Consider the following 15,368-nt stretch of genomic DNA (forward strand, 5'->3'; position numbering starts at 1 on the left):
TTTTAATATCAGAGATTTACGTTTCTAAAATTAAACCTATTTTTTTTCATTTTAACTCTTTATGAGTTAGTTTGTCTTTTTGGATTGATTTTTGATTTTAAATATTTAAATAAATGACATCTACAAAAATTATTTTAATAACAATTGTATATTGTTTACTATCCAGTATAAAATAATTGTAATTAGCAAAACTAAGTTGAAAATATGATTTTAATCGTTGATGATAAACCTGAGAATATCTATTCCCTGCAACAACTGTTAGAGTCTAGAGGTTTTAGTGTGGATACGGCATTATCCGGAGAAGAAGCTTTGAAAAAAGCATTTAAAAACCAATATGCACTTATTATTTTGGACGTTCAAATGCCAGATATGGATGGCTTTGAAGTCGCGAGGTATTTAGCAAACTATAGTAAAACTAAAGATATTTCTATCATATTTTTATCTGCAGCTAATCGCGATAAGCGATTTATTGAACAAGGTTATGCCTCTGGAGGTATTGACTATGTTACAAAACCTGTAGATATGGATGTTTTATTAATGAAAGTCAAAAATTTCTATCAGTTACATGAGAAGACTTTGGCTTTAAATGCGGTACAACAAGATTTACTTAGTGAAATTGAACGACGTAAGCGGGCACAATCCTCCTTGTTAGAAAAAGCAAATCATTTACGCTCTATATTAGAATCTCTTCCTCAAATTGCTTTTTCGGTAGATCCACAAGGTAAAATTGATTTTGTAAATTACAATTGGTTTCTATTTTCAGCATCCGAAAATCAATTTCCGGAATGCCATCCGGATGATCCCGCTATGAAGGACGTTGTAAACTCCCATATTCAAAAAGGTAAGGCTGTGGAAATGGAAGTTCGGATAAAACCATTAAATTCCCAACTTTATCGCTATCATTTACTGCGCATTGTCCCCATTGAAGAAAATCATGTGATTGCTCATTGGGTCGGAACCTTTACGGATATCGATGATCAAAAACAGATTGAACAAAAGAAGGATGAATTTATAAGTATTGCTTCGCACGAATTAAAAACGCCATTGACCAGTATGCGTGGGTATGTCCAATTACTGGCTCGTGCTTTGCGTGGTGAGCAAAATGTTAAGGTGCAGAAATATATGGATCGTGTCCAAGGCCAATTGGACAAATTAAGTACATTGGTTGCTGATCTACTGGATATTTCAAAAATTGACAATGGCAAATTAAAGATTAACCATCATGTGTTTGATTTAGATGTTTTAATAGATACTGTCATTGAAACTATGCGGCAGACCCATGATAATAAGATGTTGCATATCGAACGCGAGGGTGCTCGATTAGATCGCTTAATCTTAGGAGATGAGTTGCGTATTGAACAGGTACTGGTCAATTTTGTGACCAATGCAATCAAATATGGTCCTGATTCTGATCGTATTATTATCCATACTGAAATGAACGGGCACGAAGTGAAAGTAAGTGTGCAAGATTTTGGAATAGGTGTTCCTGCAAAAAATCAACCGCCGATATTTGATAAGTTTTATCGGGTCGAAGAAACCTCTGTCCGATTTCAAGGATTAGGTTTAGGACTTTATATTTGCGCGGAAATTATTAGACAGCATCAAGGGCAGTATGGTATGACGAGTAAATTTGGTGAGGGATCGACTTTTTATTTTACTTTACCATTGAATACAGCACATTTATGATTATAAACTTAAGAGAATGGCTTTTATAATGGCTTCGGTAATAGAAAAATACTGCGCACAAGATGCGATTAATTATAAAGAATAAGATCATGTTAACTATACAATTTTAAAGAAAGAGCCATGGAAACCAATAAAAAAATTTTAATCTTCGAAGATGATATATCCATTTTAGAGATCGTCACTATTATTCTCGAAGACGCAGGCTATCGAGTTGAAACATCACAAACATCTCATGATATAATTGAAAAAGTTGCTGCAATAAAACCAGATTTAATTTTGATGGACAACTGGATTCCCAATATTGGTGGAAAAGAAGCGACAAAACTACTAAAAAGAGATCCTAATTTTAATCAGATACCAGTTATTTATATAACCGCAAATAGTGACATCGCCGAACTTGCTAAGGATGCTGGAGCAGATGATTTCCTGGCGAAACCTTTTGATTTGGTCGATCTTGAAAAAATAGTGTCTAAATATTTAAAATAGCATTTTAAACACATCAAGTATCTGTTAACCGGATGTTGAAAAATAAATACGATCGTCTCTAAACATCAATTATATGCTGGAGACGATCGGCTGATAAGTTTCAAACTAGCCCATCATATCGTGCGTTAACTCAGCTGTGGATCCGTTTTTGAATGTTTTCCAGTTTCCACCCGTCCCGCAAAATGACGCTCAAATGGACTATTTAGTAGCGTAACACTGATATCGTACCAACCGTACTCTTGTTGAGTGTCGATTATTGAAGTCGCTGATTGACCTGCTTTCAAGGTAATTTCCTTATTCCAAAGACGATATGCATTGTCTTTCATACTTATGTCCAAGGTTTCTTGCCCTTCATTCTTGAGGTGTAATACTAGATTGCCAGTCGGTTTTTTAGTTGATCCTAGTTCATAAGATGCGCTAATACGTAGTGCTTCATCTTGTCCCTTAAATCCTCGCATAAATCCATTTGGTCCATAAGCAGTAAACGCATAAATATTATCTTTAAAATCTGATAAATTCCAGCTGAAATCCAGTGACTGACCTGCAAATACCGCAAATGGCCAAAATTGAACACCATCGTGATAAGAATCGCCGGTATAGATATTAAATGGACTATTCAAAGATGCCTCACCAAAAAAAGTATTTCCAACCTTCATATGTATAGAGATCTTATCCTCTTTCTTACTGATCTCTTCATCGATATATAGTTCATAAGCCAACGCACTTGAAGGACGTTGTCCCTTTTCTTGTTTGGCCAACCATGGAGATATGTTTCGTTGTTTCTTTAGATTTGCGATATCGCCTAAAGACCATTGATGATAATTATGAGGTAAGGGCAATTTTTTAGATTGGTCAATAGCCCAAATCTGTGCGTTGCGGTCTAAAAAAGGCAATTTGCGATCAGGATTAGATTCTGGAGTACGAAATACTGAAGTTAGATCGCCAGTAATTGCTCTGCGCCATGAACTGATGTTATTTTCATAAATATGTTTTTCCATATTTTTTTATTCAGGAAATATTCCAAAAACTGTATAGTAGAAGTGATGTCGAAAACCTCAGAATTGACCCATCCACCTTTTGACCATGGCGAAGCAACGATCAGCGGAACGCGGTATCCGAGTCCGACAGGACCCTCAGTTGCATTTTCTTGATTCTCTCCAGCATCTAGCTCCTGCTGTAGACTGACATACTCACCAGAGATATCCATTCCTGGAGAAACCTTACCTGATGTTGGATCGGCTGGGTTGGGGGCTACGAAGGGTGGAATATGATCAAAATAACCATCATTTTCATCGTAATTTAAGATGAAAATTGTTTTGCGCCACAGATCAGGATTTTCTGTTAAAATATTCAAAATCTCGGAAGTATACCAGGCCCCATACATCGGTGCGCTAGGATGATCAGAAAAATATTCAGGTGCTACTAACCAAGAAACTGTTGGAAGTTTTCCAGACCTTACATCCTGTCTAAATTGATGCAGTATATCGCCTTTCGGAACTCGAATTTCTGCTTCATGCTCTTCGGTATTGATGGCTTCACGATACGATGGGTCTTGTTCATTCGTCTGGAAAGCACGCTTAAAAAGAGCTTGCTCCAAGGGCGGTAGTTTGTTAAAGGCCTCTGGAGTAAAAGTTTGAAGTTTTTTTCAAAACTTGTCAACTGTTCCCGCTTTTGCTTTAATTTATTTTTTTCCTTTTGTACACTTTCCGCTTTACCGTCTTCCAAGAGTTTTTCTATTTTCCTGATTTCATCAGGTAGCTCTGCGATACGCTTTCTTAAAAAAGCGAGATGACTCTCTTTAAATTCAATATGATATTGTGAAAACCATTCCAGATTATTGTCCGTATAGTTACCCAATAATCCTTCATCCTGCAGACCAGATTGTATGCTCACCTCATTTTGATATACCTTCCAGAAAATATCTGCTGCCTCCAATTTTTCTGGAAAGGTCTTCCAATTAGCCCATCGATTGAAATAGATATCCGAGTTGCGAACTAGAGGTTTCTCTCCTTTAGCTGGTACGCAGGTACCTGTCCAAAAAAAGTGACGATTGGTCGTTGTACCCGTTATCGATGAACAGAAGTTTTGATCACAAATGGTAAAAGCATCGGCAAATGCATAGTAAAAAGGATTGTCTTCACGGGTGTAGTAACCCATTGTCAATGGGATATCTTGGTAATGTTTGTGGCCAGACCGTTTGGCATCTATCCAATTATCATGTTTTCCTTGGTTACGTGCAGCTGATTGATTTTCCCAAGAATGAGGTAGATAGCTTGTCCAGGCAGCTTTAGATCTTTTGATATCGAGGCGAAAAGGAGAAAATGTTTTACCGTCTTTTCCAGATTGTAACCATACCGGATTTCCATTAGGCAATCGTATAGCTCTAGGATCTCCATATCCGCGTACACCAGATAGCGTACCAAAGCTATGGTCAAAAGAGCGGTTTTCTTGCATTAGCATAACAATATGCTCCGCATCGAGAAAACTAGATCCAGAAAGAGGTTCAATTGCCATGGCTTGCTGTATGGCGGCAGGCAGTCCCCATTCCAAACCCATCGCTCCAGTTAAAAGTGAGGCTTTCTTTAAGAAATCTCTTCTATTATCCATGTATTACTGTATTATTCGTTTTTAGATTTAAAATTTAAAAGTATAAAGAATTTGGATGTAGTAGTGTAACGATTAGGTTTCATAAGTACATTTTCAGAATCGGGATTTAAAATTCCTAAGTTTTTCCTAAATATGGCTATAGGTTTGTTTCAAACAATAAAATCATGAAAATTTTATATACAATTTTACTTTCAATATTCGCTTATACTTTTTCATTTGCTCAAGTCAATACGCGACCAAAACTACCTAAAGTAAAACATGCAGAACCTCTTTATCTCGATCTGATGCGTGATCTTGGAGCTCGAAAAGGGGAGGCCGAAGTAAATGTTGGTTATGGGACAGGACGTTTCAAAAATAAAATCGAGCACCATGCTTTTGTTGAATATGAATGGGCAGTTGCCAACCGTTTGGGAGTAGAAATCGAAATCCCTGTACTTTTTGCAAAAGATGATCTAGGACATAGAACCAATCGGGTAGAGGGATTAAAATTTGGAACTCAATATACGTTTTTAGTTGATGAGAAACGTCAGACTTCCTTGGCTATTGGTTATGTGCATGAAATGGAATTTGGCAAATCTAATCCAGCTATCAGAAATACACCTCTTTTCGGAGGATTCATATCGTCACCATTTTTTATAGCAGCTAAAAACTTTAACCACATCAGTACATTGATTTATACAGGACCAGAGTTTGAATATCGTTTTAAAAATAGAGCAATGCAAACCAATTTTGTTCTAAATGCCAACATACATTATATGGTTCCTAATTCAAGTCATTATATCGGTATTGAAAATGATATGCGCATAGAACGCGGTCAATTGGAATACATTATGAGACCCCAAGTCAAGCTTGCCTTATCACCAAGCATCGCAGTAGGACTTGTATGCGGTGTTCCAATAAAATCCCAAGAATTTCAAATGGATTTTATGACCCGTCTGATCTGGGAACCTAAGTTTTAGGACTATTATCCTTTGGTAAGGATAATTAATACAAGAGTCCCATACATTTAAATGTATGGGACTCTTGTATTTGTGGAGCATATCGGAATCGAACCGATCACCTCTTCACTGCCAGCGAAGCGCTCTACCAAATGAGCTAATACCCCTTTTGATCCTAAGACAGCGGCAAGATAGTATTTTTCTATGAAATAGTGAAGACTTAAGAATGATTTTTATTTCGTTTTAAAAATGTGATTTCTTTTATGATCGTGTTCGTTTTATTGACTCCAACCTGAGCAACCGCATCATCAATATCTACAGGGATCGTACTTAAAAGTGACCGGAAAAAATAAGTTAGTGATCACATTTCGCGATTATCTTTTATAGATGGCGGGGATTAAATAATCTTGCATCATTTTATCCACTTGCGTGTGTCCGTATGGTTTATTATAAGCTGTTGAGCTGATCACAATGACGAGGGGCTGATCTTTGAAAATGAAGACTTTATTTCCCCCATTACCGCTAGAGTAGTATACCTCATAATTCTTATCATCGACACGATATCTTTTGTTCCAAAATAAATAACCATAATATTCATTTTCAGATATGGCAATTTGTCTAGAAAGACTTTTATCTATCCATTCTTGTGCAATAACTTGTTTTCCCTTCCAGATACCTTGATTTTTATACAACTGTCCATACTTAGCAAAATCCAGTGAGCGTAATTGTATACCACCAGCAGTATTCGCTACTTTTTGAGGAGTGAGTTGCCATTTATAATGGGTGATTCCTAAAGGTTGAAATAAGTGGCTATCGGCATATTTTTCTAAACCATTTGGAACAGATTGATTAATGACATCGCCAAGAATGACAACGCCTGCAGTAAAATAATCCCATTTTTTAGTTTTAGCTTTATGTTGGTCTATAGGTAGATCTAAAGCAAAGTTAACCCAGTTTTCCGTCGGATACATATTTTCTTCGTTCCCGGGAGACTCCGCATCCATATCATTTCCGTCAAATGAAGAACTCATTGTCAATAGATCTTTTAGTGAGATTTGCTCTTTTTCCTGCACATAATTTTTAAATGATTTCAAATTGTAAAATTCATTCAGTAGCTGCATTTCACTTTTTAGGTATCCCTCCTGAATAGCAACCCCCATCATGGTCGAAGCAAATGATTTGCCCACTGAACGCATATCATGAAGACTGTGTCTATTCGCACCATTGAAATATTCTTCGATTAAAAGCTCACCATTTTTTATTACGATTATACTTGTTATATCCTTATATACCTGCGTAATTATTTTTTTATTGAGTTCTTCAATTTGAGCAGTATCAATTGAATTGGTAGAAATTTGCCAGTCCTGCAAATGTTTTATAGCTTGAATTTTAACTAGTTTTTCATTGATTTTTATTTTTGGGACTCTAATATTCAACTCTCCTTCCGCAATTTTATTCCCGATCAAAACCGAGTCTAGCTTTACGTAGGGTCTAATTTCAATTTTGAGCAGATGTTTACCACTTGTAAAAGCCTCTTCTCCACCATGCATTAAAAATCTATTCCAAAGAAATCTTCCCCACGAATCTTCGTTAGTAGTGCTTATCAAAGGAACTCTAAAAGTTGTTTTTTGATTTTTACTGTCTAAGTTTCCAGCTCCAACATGAAGATTTTCCACATAGGTCACGTGATCATCGACAAAGAAGGTAAATTGATAATTTCCATTTTTTGTTAACTCCTGAGCAGATAGTTCAGGAGCCAGTATATGCAGGTAATTGGTTAGTGAATTTCCTAAGAAAACTTGAATATTCAGATCCTTTTTATCTTGCAATTCAACCTCAGTTAGGAAATCAGACGGTTTGATATTTTGAATGTTTTTTCCTTTACCTGTAAAAGCAATTTTACCAATATTCACGCTATGGACTGGAGATACAATGCCATCGCTCATGACCAAGTCGGCAGTTTGACCAACAGCTGTCTCCAACATAAGGAGTATGATCGAAATTATGAGGTATATTTTTTTCATCAATTAATAGTTAGCATTGATGGACAAGATACAACATGAAAGTGTAGTCAAATAGAACAGGATTAACATGAAGGAAATTTATTGGCAATCATTTTTCTAAAATTGTTGGGACTGATTCCACTGATCGATTTAAAGCATCTATTGAAATGACTTTGATCTGAAAAACCACAACCATATGCGATTTCAGTCAATGAAAGATTGTTTTCAGCTAATAGTGCATACGCTTTTTCAACCTTCAGCTTCCGTAGATATTCACCTAAATTACAATGAAAATATTTTGAAAAATCTCTTGAAAGATGCACCGGATGCATACCCAATGTTTGCGCCAGATAGTTAAGGGTTAGACGATCTGTACATTCATAGAATAGGATCTCTTTAATCTTATGAACCCAAAGTGGATTTTTATCCGCATCAATATATGATTTATCAAACATCTTTACAAGTGTTTTTAAGACCAACGTTTCGATCGCCAGTGAGGTGGTGGTGTCTCCCAACTTTGTCTCTTTAAATATATTGTATATTAAAAATTTAATATCAATATCTATGATTTTTATACTGCCTTGCAAATTATCTATATTAAAATCCAATTGATCGAACCAATGATTTTGAAGCTCAATATGGAAACCTCTGGTAAAACCCTTTGGTTTTATATTGTAGTGAGGATCTTGCCAGTTATGAAACAGAAGACTACCTGCAGCACAATTATAGATTTCCTTTTTATTCCCTTCGATAACATTTCCCTGTAAAATAAAAGTGAAGTAAGGATTTTCGTGGTAATGCCAATCCACCCGGTCAAGATTATATTCGGTATCGGTCAAGGTTATTCCCTCCAAATGAATGGTCTGATTAGTCTGTCCATAAAACTCACCCGTCTGTAATTGTTTCATTTATTATGGTTTAAAAAAGGAAATCTTGCTATTGGAATATTATTTTTTTAATAAATATAAGGTTTAAAATCAAAACTCACCTCTGTATTTCTTTCGTTTATCGAGTTACTGTGTGTGTTGATCTAAAACAGATAGAATGATCGCTTTTTCCAGTATACTTTTGAATCACCAAATAAAAGTAAAAAAATACACACATGATTTAAAGATATGATGAAAACTTTAATAAAAGCATACGCCATAGCAACCTTGATTACAGTATCCACATTCACGATTGCAGCAGGCAAGCCAATTGTAGATTCGCCCGAAAAAATGATTCTAAACTTATCAGCAGCTCATCTCGCTATTGATCATTATGTTGCGGTCATGAGTGAAGGGCAATCAACAGGTGTGGAGCAGTTGTTTACTGCTGATTTTAGTCAGCTCGTACACGTTCAACAGCCCATAAGCTATACCGATAAAGAAGTGGTTTCTTTTTTGAAGAAGCAAAAAGGAATGCAGTTGAATTGTTAAATCAACACGGTTATCTTAGAGGATTCTGGAGATTATATGGTCGCTAAAGTGTTTATGAATTTTGAAGATTTCATAAAAATGGATGTAGTTACTTTAGTCAATGAACACGGTCAGTAGAAAATTACGAAATCAATCAATTCCTACAAGTAGGCTAAAGAATCAAGTAATCTATCACGTCATTAAAAAGCCTTGCCATGATCATGCCAAGGCTTTTGTTATTTATGCTTCTCTTCTGATATCAAAAGAAATGTAATTTTCGTAATATTCGAGCGATCTCACTGGACTGGTGAAGTTGTACAAAAGTTCTAAGTATATTTTGGATATTAAGGCCCAAGTAGTTTGTTCTCCAAAATTGCGTGCCTTAAATCGGTGCCAAGCCAGTAGTCGTTGTGAGTGATACAATTGGCTGATGTTTTCACGCATAGCATCGATGTCGTTAAAAGGAGTGAGGATACCACGGTCATCTCTCAGTAGATCTTGAGCGTGCCAATATGGAGTAGCAATAACAGCCGCTCCAGCGCCTATTGCAAACGAAAGTGTTCCACTACTGATCTGTTCTTCATGTTGATAAGGAGATAGGTAGATATCACATGCCGTTAAATAATCTTTCAGTTGCTCATCAGACAAGAATTCATCCACGAAAATAACTTTTTCCTGCAATTGCAATTGTTCAACCAAGTCCTGTAACTCATAACGATAAGATTCACCTTCACGTGCCAGTACGTTGGGATGTGTTTTTCCAACGATCAAATATTTAAAATCGGGCAAATCCAGTCCAGACAAAGATTTGATCGCATATTCTAAGCCTTTTCCTCTTCCTATCAGACCAAAAGTCATCATCACAAAATTGGCGTGCATACCTAACTTTTCTTTTGCTGCCTGTTGGTTGTAATCAAATTGCGGCACCCCGTGCGGTATCATCTTGAATTTATACTGGTCACAATTTGGAAATAGCTCCTTCAAGATCTCACATCCTTTTGGCGATAGACTCACCACAGCATGAGATTTTGTAATAAGCGTCTCCATGATTTCCTTTTTTTGTAAAGACGTAGATGCTAATATGGTGTGGAAAATAGTCAACAAAGGAATATTTAACTTGTTGACCAAGTTGTTGATGAAAATACCATCAACACCCCCAAAAATGCCATATTCATGTTGCAAGATGCAATAGTCATATTCTTCATTGATAATATAAGAAGCTTGAATATAACTGTCCAATCGATCCTTATCAATAACAAACCGTACCGAATGATCAAATTGGTCTTGACCAATTTTAGATACGGCAATCACATCGATGGTCACATTAGGATCCAATTCCATCCCTTTCTTCAGGTCCTTTGTAAAAGTTGCTAATCCACATTGTTGAGGCGGGCAGGTACTTATGATTACAATTTTTTTCATAGGAATTATACCGTTTCGATGTTATGTTCTTCGTTATCAACAGGAATATCCAAAATAGCCATCAATAACAAATAGTATCCTCTATCTAATCCTATTTTTTCTGCTTTTTGATCTATATTTTCCATGTGTATGCTATTTTTAAAATGTAATTATCTTTTCGTTTGTTAAAACAAAAGCTGTACCCAACATTCCCTTAGACATGCATAAACGTAGTTTTTGATGCATAACCCGTAGCATAACCCGTATTATCCGTAAAAAAACGGAGCGAATAGGTATTTTTTTACCCGTTGATCTACCATGCAGTTTCATGGTGCTGAATGCTAGTTTATAGCATAAGTATCGTTATATTTATAGTTGACAAATTTTGCTTACAATGAGTTTGTCGCATTTTTATTGTTAAACCGATCACCTTATAGATATCATTTGTTATGAAATTGAAACATATCCTTTATTTTCTTATCCTGTTCCATTCATTTGCTTATGCACAGGAAAACCTAGATTTTAATGCTAAAAAGAATATCATCTCGCCAGAGGTCAATGAAAAAAAAGTGACCTTCCGACTTTTAGCTCCGCAAGCCAAAACTGTAAAGCTACAGGGGAATTGGATGGAATCAAGTCCTGTTGAACTGCAAAAAGGTGCCGACGGAGTCTGGTCATTGTCACAAGCCGATTTCAAACCAGATATTTACACCTATTCTTATTTAGTTGATGGTGTTAAGGCCAATGATCCAAACAATCCCTATCAAGTTCGTGATGTTTCCTCTGTGATGAGTATGTTTTTAGTGGCGGGGCCACAGTCATTATCCTACGAAGTACAACGCGTTCCGCATGGAAGTGTTACTAAACGATGGTATGCTTCCAAAGGACTTCAAGAAGATCGAAGACTCACGGTGTATACACCCCCAGGTTATGAATCTAATAAGGGGAAATACCCTGTTCTCTATCTTTTACATGGTATGGGTGGGGATGAAGAAGCATGGATGACACTAGGTAGAGCTTCTCAGATCTTAGATAATCTGATTGCCGCTGGTAAGGCAAAGCCAATGATCGTTGTGATGCCAAATGGACACACCAGCAATGCTGCAGCCCCAGGTGAGTCGGCAAAAGGTTTTTATAAAATCGATATGATGACTCCTGATATTTTTACGGGTGATATGGAAACTTATTTTAATGAAATCATAAATTTTACGGAGCAAAATTACCGAGTAAAATCAGATGCTAAAGACCGGGCGATTGCAGGACTTTCCATGGGTGGCTTTCATTCCCTATATATTTCAGCAAACCAACCAAAGATGTTTGGCTATGTCGGATTATTTTCACCAGCAATTCTGCCCCCACAAAATAAACAGAGCCCGATTTACATGAATCTAGATACTAAATTGGATATTCAAAGAAAACAGGGATATCAGTTGTATTGGATTGCCATAGGAAAGACTGATTTTTTGTATAAAAGTGTAACGGATTTCCGAAATAAATTGGATAGAAGTGGTTTTAAATATACCTATGTAGAATCTGACGGCGGTCACACCTGGAGCAATTGGCGAACCTATCTGACAGATTTTGTTCCGCAATTATTTAAATAGCACCTGTATCACCTATTCAAGATGCAGCAACAGCAGGTATTTCTGTATCTTGAATAGATGTGAGGGCTATTTTAGCTATTCCCATTGTTAATAAAACGTGATTTACCTCTTTTCTTGAATAGCTTTCTGTCCCAGGTTAATAGCATGATTACAAAAATAATAAAACAGATCAAGGTTACGATGTTTGTTCTAATCAATAAGGCATGTATGGTAGCAGGAACAAGGATAGCTTTGGTTTTTGAAACAGAAAAAGTTAAAATAAATGAAAAAATAATACTAAAAAGAAGGAAAACTCCAAATCCACCATATTGATCGAAATCATTGAATATAAGAAGATGCCAAAATCCCCAAAATATTCCAGAAATAACGCTTTTAACAATGAGATTAATTTTCCCTAGACCTTCAATTAAATACCCCCTCCAAGTATATTCCTCCATGATATCATAAACGATAGTAAATAGACAAAATATAAATGCCCATAGATGTTCATTTATACCATTGTTGTTGCTAAATCCATAAACTGAATATCCGATAAATAATAGTAGCGGGAAGAGTGCGCTTTTTAGCTTGTTATCTCCAAATAGCGAATACGTGGACTTTACTGGACTGAACTTGTAAAATAAAAAGGAAACTAGAAGGATCGCAATGCCGTGATTATAATTCCAATTGACCTCTAAATTGGTGAATGCATGGATAACCGATTGCAATACATTTGGAAGTTTTCTGGAAAAATAAGTTAAAATCAGGATGAGTCCATAAAAAGATAAAATAAGGAACCAGTTTACTTTTTTAATTTCATTAATTAATTTCATTGTATGTAAGAGTATGCTTTAATAGGTTTTACTACGAACAAAATTTTAGGATTTTTTGAACGCATAGTTTCCAAAGAACTGCTAATATAATAACTCTTTGCATTAGTGCATAGTAAGATTTTAAAAAAAAATTACCTTGATCTGCGTTCACAAAATTATATAGTAGTCTCGTATTTCACAGTCCTTTATACACTTTGTTTGGATAAAATATCCTCTATAAAAAGATTGGCTTCTATTTTGATATCTAATTACTCATATAGTGATCTATCTACATAGGAGAGCAAATTTACTAAAACTACTACCATGCTAAAATTGTTACTATAAACTGATTTTACTAAAGTGATAAAGAGATGAAAAAAATAACTTTGGCTATACTGAATGCCGTCTGTCTTATTGCGACGCTATTTGTAAATTATCGCGCTAATACCGGAGCAATAAACGGTAATACAATGAAAATAGTATCCGATACCTACCACAATTTATTTACACCAGCAGGTTATGCCTTTTCTATTTGGGGATTGATCTATCTGTTCTTGATCGGTTTTGTCATCTATTCATTTGTCATCTTAAAAAAACCAAAAGAAAGTCATATCATCCATAGAGTTGGGTTATGGTTTATCACGTCATGTGTGCTCAATAGCTTTTGGATAGTAGCTTGGTTAAATGATTATATTGGTTTTTCAGTACTGATCATGATCCTATTATTAATCACCTTAATTAGGATTATTGTCAATATCAAAGCACAACTGACTGACCCTCCCTTTCGTATTGTTGCTTTGGTATGGTGGCCATTTTCGTTATATTCTGGATGGATATCAGTAGCATTGATTGCCAATGTTGCCGCTTATCTAACCAAAATTCATTGGGATGGATGGCAGTTATCTCAGGTCACCTGGACAGTCATCATGATTATTATCGCAGGCTTGCTTTATATTTATATGACTTGGAAACGTAACATGAGAGAATATGCATTGGTCGGCTCTTGGGCACTTATAGCTGTTGCTGTAGCAAATTCAGCAGGCAGTTATACTATTTATACCACAGCAATTACAACGGCAGTTGTTATAGCTGTAAGTGGATTGCTGCATGGAATCAAAAACTTTCGTGGATTTGGCAATCAACTTGGGATCTAAAAAAGCGGGTCTAAGATTGAAGATCTTAAGTATCAATGAATTTTTATCCAACATGGTGTATTGTATTTTTTATTCAAGATTCTTAGCGCTTCATATAAAAACACCATTTTTGAATCAGCAAAAGACCACTCTCAATTTTAATAAGGGAGAGATCTTATTTTACTAATATCATCAACTTTTTTATCGTGCTCTCACATGGCTTTTTTGGCTTTTTATTCGCATATTATTTTAAAAAACATGATATTAAGATAGGTGTAAAAAAAACCTCCCGAACGTTAACATTCGGGAGGTTGTCCAGTGCGGAAGAAGGGACTCGAACCCCCACGCCTTGCGGCGCCAGATCCTAAGTCTGGTGCGGCTACCAATTACGCCACTTCCGCATTAGGATTTTTTATGATGACGTAAAGATAAAATCGAAATTTATATTTTGCAAGTGTTTTCTTTGCATTCTATAGATTAAATGCAGATCATGCTGTTTATGAATAAGATATTTTTTGCGTGCTCTAGTTGCCTTCTATACGAAGATCTATCTGGTTGTAGTCCGATTTTATAAAAAAAACAATACCGCCTGTTTTAAAATTTTGTTTTCCTTTATACTTAGAAGCTGATCCATAGAAATCAATATTAGTCATGTTATATAGAGTCTTCGCAGATTGCCATTAAGATTTATTATAGTACTGTTTCCTAAAAGCTTCAGGAGTAAATAGCGTGTATTTTTTGAAAAATTTGATAAAATATGATGTGTTAAAAAAATTGAGTTCCATTCCTATTGTTGCTACTGAAAGTTCAAAATTTACTAACATCCTTTTTGCCTCGAGCAATACTCTATTACGTATGATTTCTCCAGCTGACATATTAATCTGGTCTTTGCAGATAAAATTCAAATGATTCGAAGTGATGTAAAGCAGGGCTGCATAATCTTTAGGAAGTCTAACATCTTTAAAGTTCTCCTCGATTAGATTCAGAAATTGTTTCAGTAAGACAGAGTTATAACCTGTTTTAGTCAAAATTGGTGATTCAGAATTTACCTCTCTACTGGATAAGACAAATAGTTTAAGCATATTTGCTGCAATAGCTACAGACGTAAAATCTAAATGATTATCCCATTCTTTTAAAATTTCTTCAAAAATAGTAACGGCTTTAGGGCGGCTATTTTTCTGCAGTTTTAGCATTTGACCACTAGCGAAAATATTAAAGAAGGGAAATCGACTATATGAATTGTACAATACAGCAAAAAAGAAAACCGATAAGAGTATTCCACTTAGAATAATTGCTCGTAATTCGTATTTATCCATTATTAA

Annotated in this window: 14 protein-coding genes and 2 tRNA genes; 6 read left to right on the plus strand and 10 right to left on the minus strand. The window is 35.6% G+C overall.

Features of this window, described 5'->3' with window-relative positions:
- Positions 1-204 precede the first annotated feature (204 nt).
- The gene (locus MUB18_RS10510; RefSeq protein WP_094772309.1) at positions 205-1,686 is read left to right on the plus strand and encodes an ATP-binding protein; all 1,482 of its coding nucleotides are present in this window, start codon (positions 205-207) and stop codon (positions 1,684-1,686) included.
- 120 nt (positions 1,687-1,806) lie between these two features.
- Positions 1,807-2,172, plus strand: a complete 366-nt coding sequence (locus tag MUB18_RS10515; RefSeq protein ID WP_248755869.1) for a response regulator — start codon at positions 1,807-1,809, stop codon at positions 2,170-2,172.
- Positions 2,173-2,297: 125 nt separating this feature from the next.
- On the opposite strand, the gene MUB18_RS10520 is transcribed toward MUB18_RS10515, so the two are convergent.
- Genes MUB18_RS10520 through MUB18_RS10530 form a run of 3 tightly spaced genes read right to left on the minus strand, consistent with a single transcriptional unit; the run spans position 2,298 to position 4,779 of the window.
- Positions 2,298-3,170, minus strand: a complete 873-nt coding sequence (locus MUB18_RS10520) for a phospholipase domain-containing protein (RefSeq protein ID WP_248755870.1) — start codon at positions 3,168-3,170, stop codon at positions 2,298-2,300.
- Positions 3,107-3,703, minus strand: a complete 597-nt coding sequence (locus tag MUB18_RS10525; RefSeq protein ID WP_248755926.1) for an alkaline phosphatase family protein — start codon at positions 3,701-3,703, stop codon at positions 3,107-3,109. Before MUB18_RS10525 ends, MUB18_RS10520 begins: the two co-directional genes overlap by 64 nt.
- On the minus strand, positions 3,628-4,779 hold the full coding sequence (locus MUB18_RS10530; RefSeq protein ID WP_248755871.1) for an alkaline phosphatase family protein: 1,152 nt from the start codon (positions 4,777-4,779) through the stop codon (positions 3,628-3,630). The genes MUB18_RS10525 and MUB18_RS10530 overlap by 76 nt, the downstream gene beginning before the upstream one ends.
- A gap of 164 nt (positions 4,780-4,943) precedes the next feature.
- On the opposite strand from MUB18_RS10530, the gene MUB18_RS10535 reads away from it, so the two are divergent.
- Positions 4,944-5,738, plus strand: a complete 795-nt coding sequence (locus tag MUB18_RS10535; RefSeq protein ID WP_248755872.1) for an HAEPLYID family protein — start codon at positions 4,944-4,946, stop codon at positions 5,736-5,738.
- A gap of 73 nt (positions 5,739-5,811) precedes the next feature.
- On the opposite strand, the gene MUB18_RS10540 is transcribed toward MUB18_RS10535, so the two are convergent.
- The 3 genes from MUB18_RS10540 to MUB18_RS10550 form a co-directional block, all read right to left on the minus strand.
- Positions 5,812-5,884: transfer RNA gene (locus MUB18_RS10540), tRNA-Ala, on the minus strand.
- Between the two features lie 207 nt (positions 5,885-6,091).
- A complete protein-coding gene (locus tag MUB18_RS10545; protein ID WP_248755873.1) occupies positions 6,092-7,741 on the minus strand; it encodes a serine hydrolase domain-containing protein in 1,650 nt (549 codons plus the stop codon).
- Between the two features lie 62 nt (positions 7,742-7,803).
- Positions 7,804-8,628: a helix-turn-helix domain-containing protein gene (locus MUB18_RS10550; protein WP_248755874.1), complete on the minus strand. Its 825-nt coding sequence runs from the start codon at positions 8,626-8,628 to the stop codon at positions 7,804-7,806.
- A 207-nt stretch (positions 8,629-8,835) separates the two neighbouring features.
- Here MUB18_RS10550 and MUB18_RS10555 point away from each other — a divergent pair, with 207 nt between their 5' ends.
- The gene (locus MUB18_RS10555) at positions 8,836-9,138 is read left to right on the plus strand and encodes a hypothetical protein (protein WP_248755875.1); all 303 of its coding nucleotides are present in this window, start codon (positions 8,836-8,838) and stop codon (positions 9,136-9,138) included.
- A gap of 219 nt (positions 9,139-9,357) precedes the next feature.
- Here MUB18_RS10555 and MUB18_RS10560 read toward each other — a convergent pair whose 3' ends face one another.
- The gene (locus tag MUB18_RS10560) at positions 9,358-10,539 is read right to left on the minus strand and encodes a glycosyltransferase (protein WP_248755876.1); all 1,182 of its coding nucleotides are present in this window, start codon (positions 10,537-10,539) and stop codon (positions 9,358-9,360) included.
- 428 nt (positions 10,540-10,967) lie between these two features.
- Between MUB18_RS10560 and MUB18_RS10565 the strand changes: the two genes are divergently transcribed.
- Positions 10,968-12,122 (plus strand): esterase, encoded by a 1,155-nt coding sequence (locus tag MUB18_RS10565; RefSeq protein WP_094772316.1) that lies wholly within the window; start codon positions 10,968-10,970, stop codon positions 12,120-12,122.
- Between the two features lie 71 nt (positions 12,123-12,193).
- Here the strand turns inward: MUB18_RS10565 and MUB18_RS10570 are convergent, their stop codons facing one another.
- Positions 12,194-12,934, minus strand: a complete 741-nt coding sequence (locus MUB18_RS10570; protein WP_248755877.1) for a CPBP family intramembrane glutamic endopeptidase — start codon at positions 12,932-12,934, stop codon at positions 12,194-12,196.
- 350 nt (positions 12,935-13,284) lie between these two features.
- On the opposite strand from MUB18_RS10570, the gene MUB18_RS10575 reads away from it, so the two are divergent.
- Positions 13,285-14,067, plus strand: a complete 783-nt coding sequence (locus MUB18_RS10575) for a hypothetical protein (protein ID WP_094772317.1) — start codon at positions 13,285-13,287, stop codon at positions 14,065-14,067.
- A 298-nt stretch (positions 14,068-14,365) separates the two neighbouring features.
- Here the strand turns inward: MUB18_RS10575 and MUB18_RS10580 are convergent.
- Together MUB18_RS10580 and MUB18_RS10585 are read right to left on the minus strand one after the other, a co-directional pair.
- Positions 14,366-14,447 (minus strand) — tRNA-Leu (locus MUB18_RS10580).
- A gap of 279 nt (positions 14,448-14,726) precedes the next feature.
- A complete protein-coding gene (locus MUB18_RS10585) occupies positions 14,727-15,362 on the minus strand; it encodes a helix-turn-helix domain-containing protein (RefSeq protein WP_248755878.1) in 636 nt (211 codons plus the stop codon).
- Between the last annotated feature and the right edge of the window lie 6 nt (positions 15,363-15,368).

The organism is Sphingobacterium sp. PCS056, assembly GCF_023273895.1.
Taxonomy (GTDB): Bacteria; Bacteroidota; Bacteroidia; order Sphingobacteriales; family Sphingobacteriaceae; genus Sphingobacterium.

What these genes read in the sequence shown, in the direction of transcription:
- MUB18_RS10510 (WP_094772309.1), top strand. Translation starts at nt 205, where the DNA reads ATGATTTTAATCGTTGATGATAAACCTGAGAATATCTATTCCCTGCAA.
- MUB18_RS10515 (WP_248755869.1), top strand. Translation starts at nt 1,807, where the DNA reads ATGGAAACCAATAAAAAAATTTTAATCTTCGAAGATGATATATCCATT.
- MUB18_RS10520 (WP_248755870.1), bottom strand. Translation starts at nt 3,170, where the DNA reads ATGGAAAAACATATTTATGAAAATAACATCAGTTCATGGCGCAGAGCA.
- MUB18_RS10530 (WP_248755871.1), bottom strand. Translation starts at nt 4,779, where the DNA reads ATGGATAATAGAAGAGATTTCTTAAAGAAAGCCTCACTTTTAACTGGA.
- MUB18_RS10535 (WP_248755872.1), top strand. Translation starts at nt 4,944, where the DNA reads ATGAAAATTTTATATACAATTTTACTTTCAATATTCGCTTATACTTTT.
- MUB18_RS10545 (WP_248755873.1), bottom strand. Translation starts at nt 7,741, where the DNA reads ATGAAAAAAATATACCTCATAATTTCGATCATACTCCTTATGTTGGAG.
- MUB18_RS10550 (WP_248755874.1), bottom strand. Translation starts at nt 8,628, where the DNA reads ATGAAACAATTACAGACGGGTGAGTTTTATGGACAGACTAATCAGACC.
- MUB18_RS10555 (WP_248755875.1), top strand. Translation starts at nt 8,836, where the DNA reads ATGATGAAAACTTTAATAAAAGCATACGCCATAGCAACCTTGATTACA.
- MUB18_RS10560 (WP_248755876.1), bottom strand. Translation starts at nt 10,539, where the DNA reads ATGAAAAAAATTGTAATCATAAGTACCTGCCCGCCTCAACAATGTGGA.
- MUB18_RS10565 (WP_094772316.1), top strand. Translation starts at nt 10,968, where the DNA reads ATGAAATTGAAACATATCCTTTATTTTCTTATCCTGTTCCATTCATTT.
- MUB18_RS10570 (WP_248755877.1), bottom strand. Translation starts at nt 12,934, where the DNA reads ATGAAATTAATTAATGAAATTAAAAAAGTAAACTGGTTCCTTATTTTA.
- MUB18_RS10575 (WP_094772317.1), top strand. Translation starts at nt 13,285, where the DNA reads ATGAAAAAAATAACTTTGGCTATACTGAATGCCGTCTGTCTTATTGCG.
- MUB18_RS10585 (WP_248755878.1), bottom strand. Translation starts at nt 15,362, where the DNA reads ATGGATAAATACGAATTACGAGCAATTATTCTAAGTGGAATACTCTTA.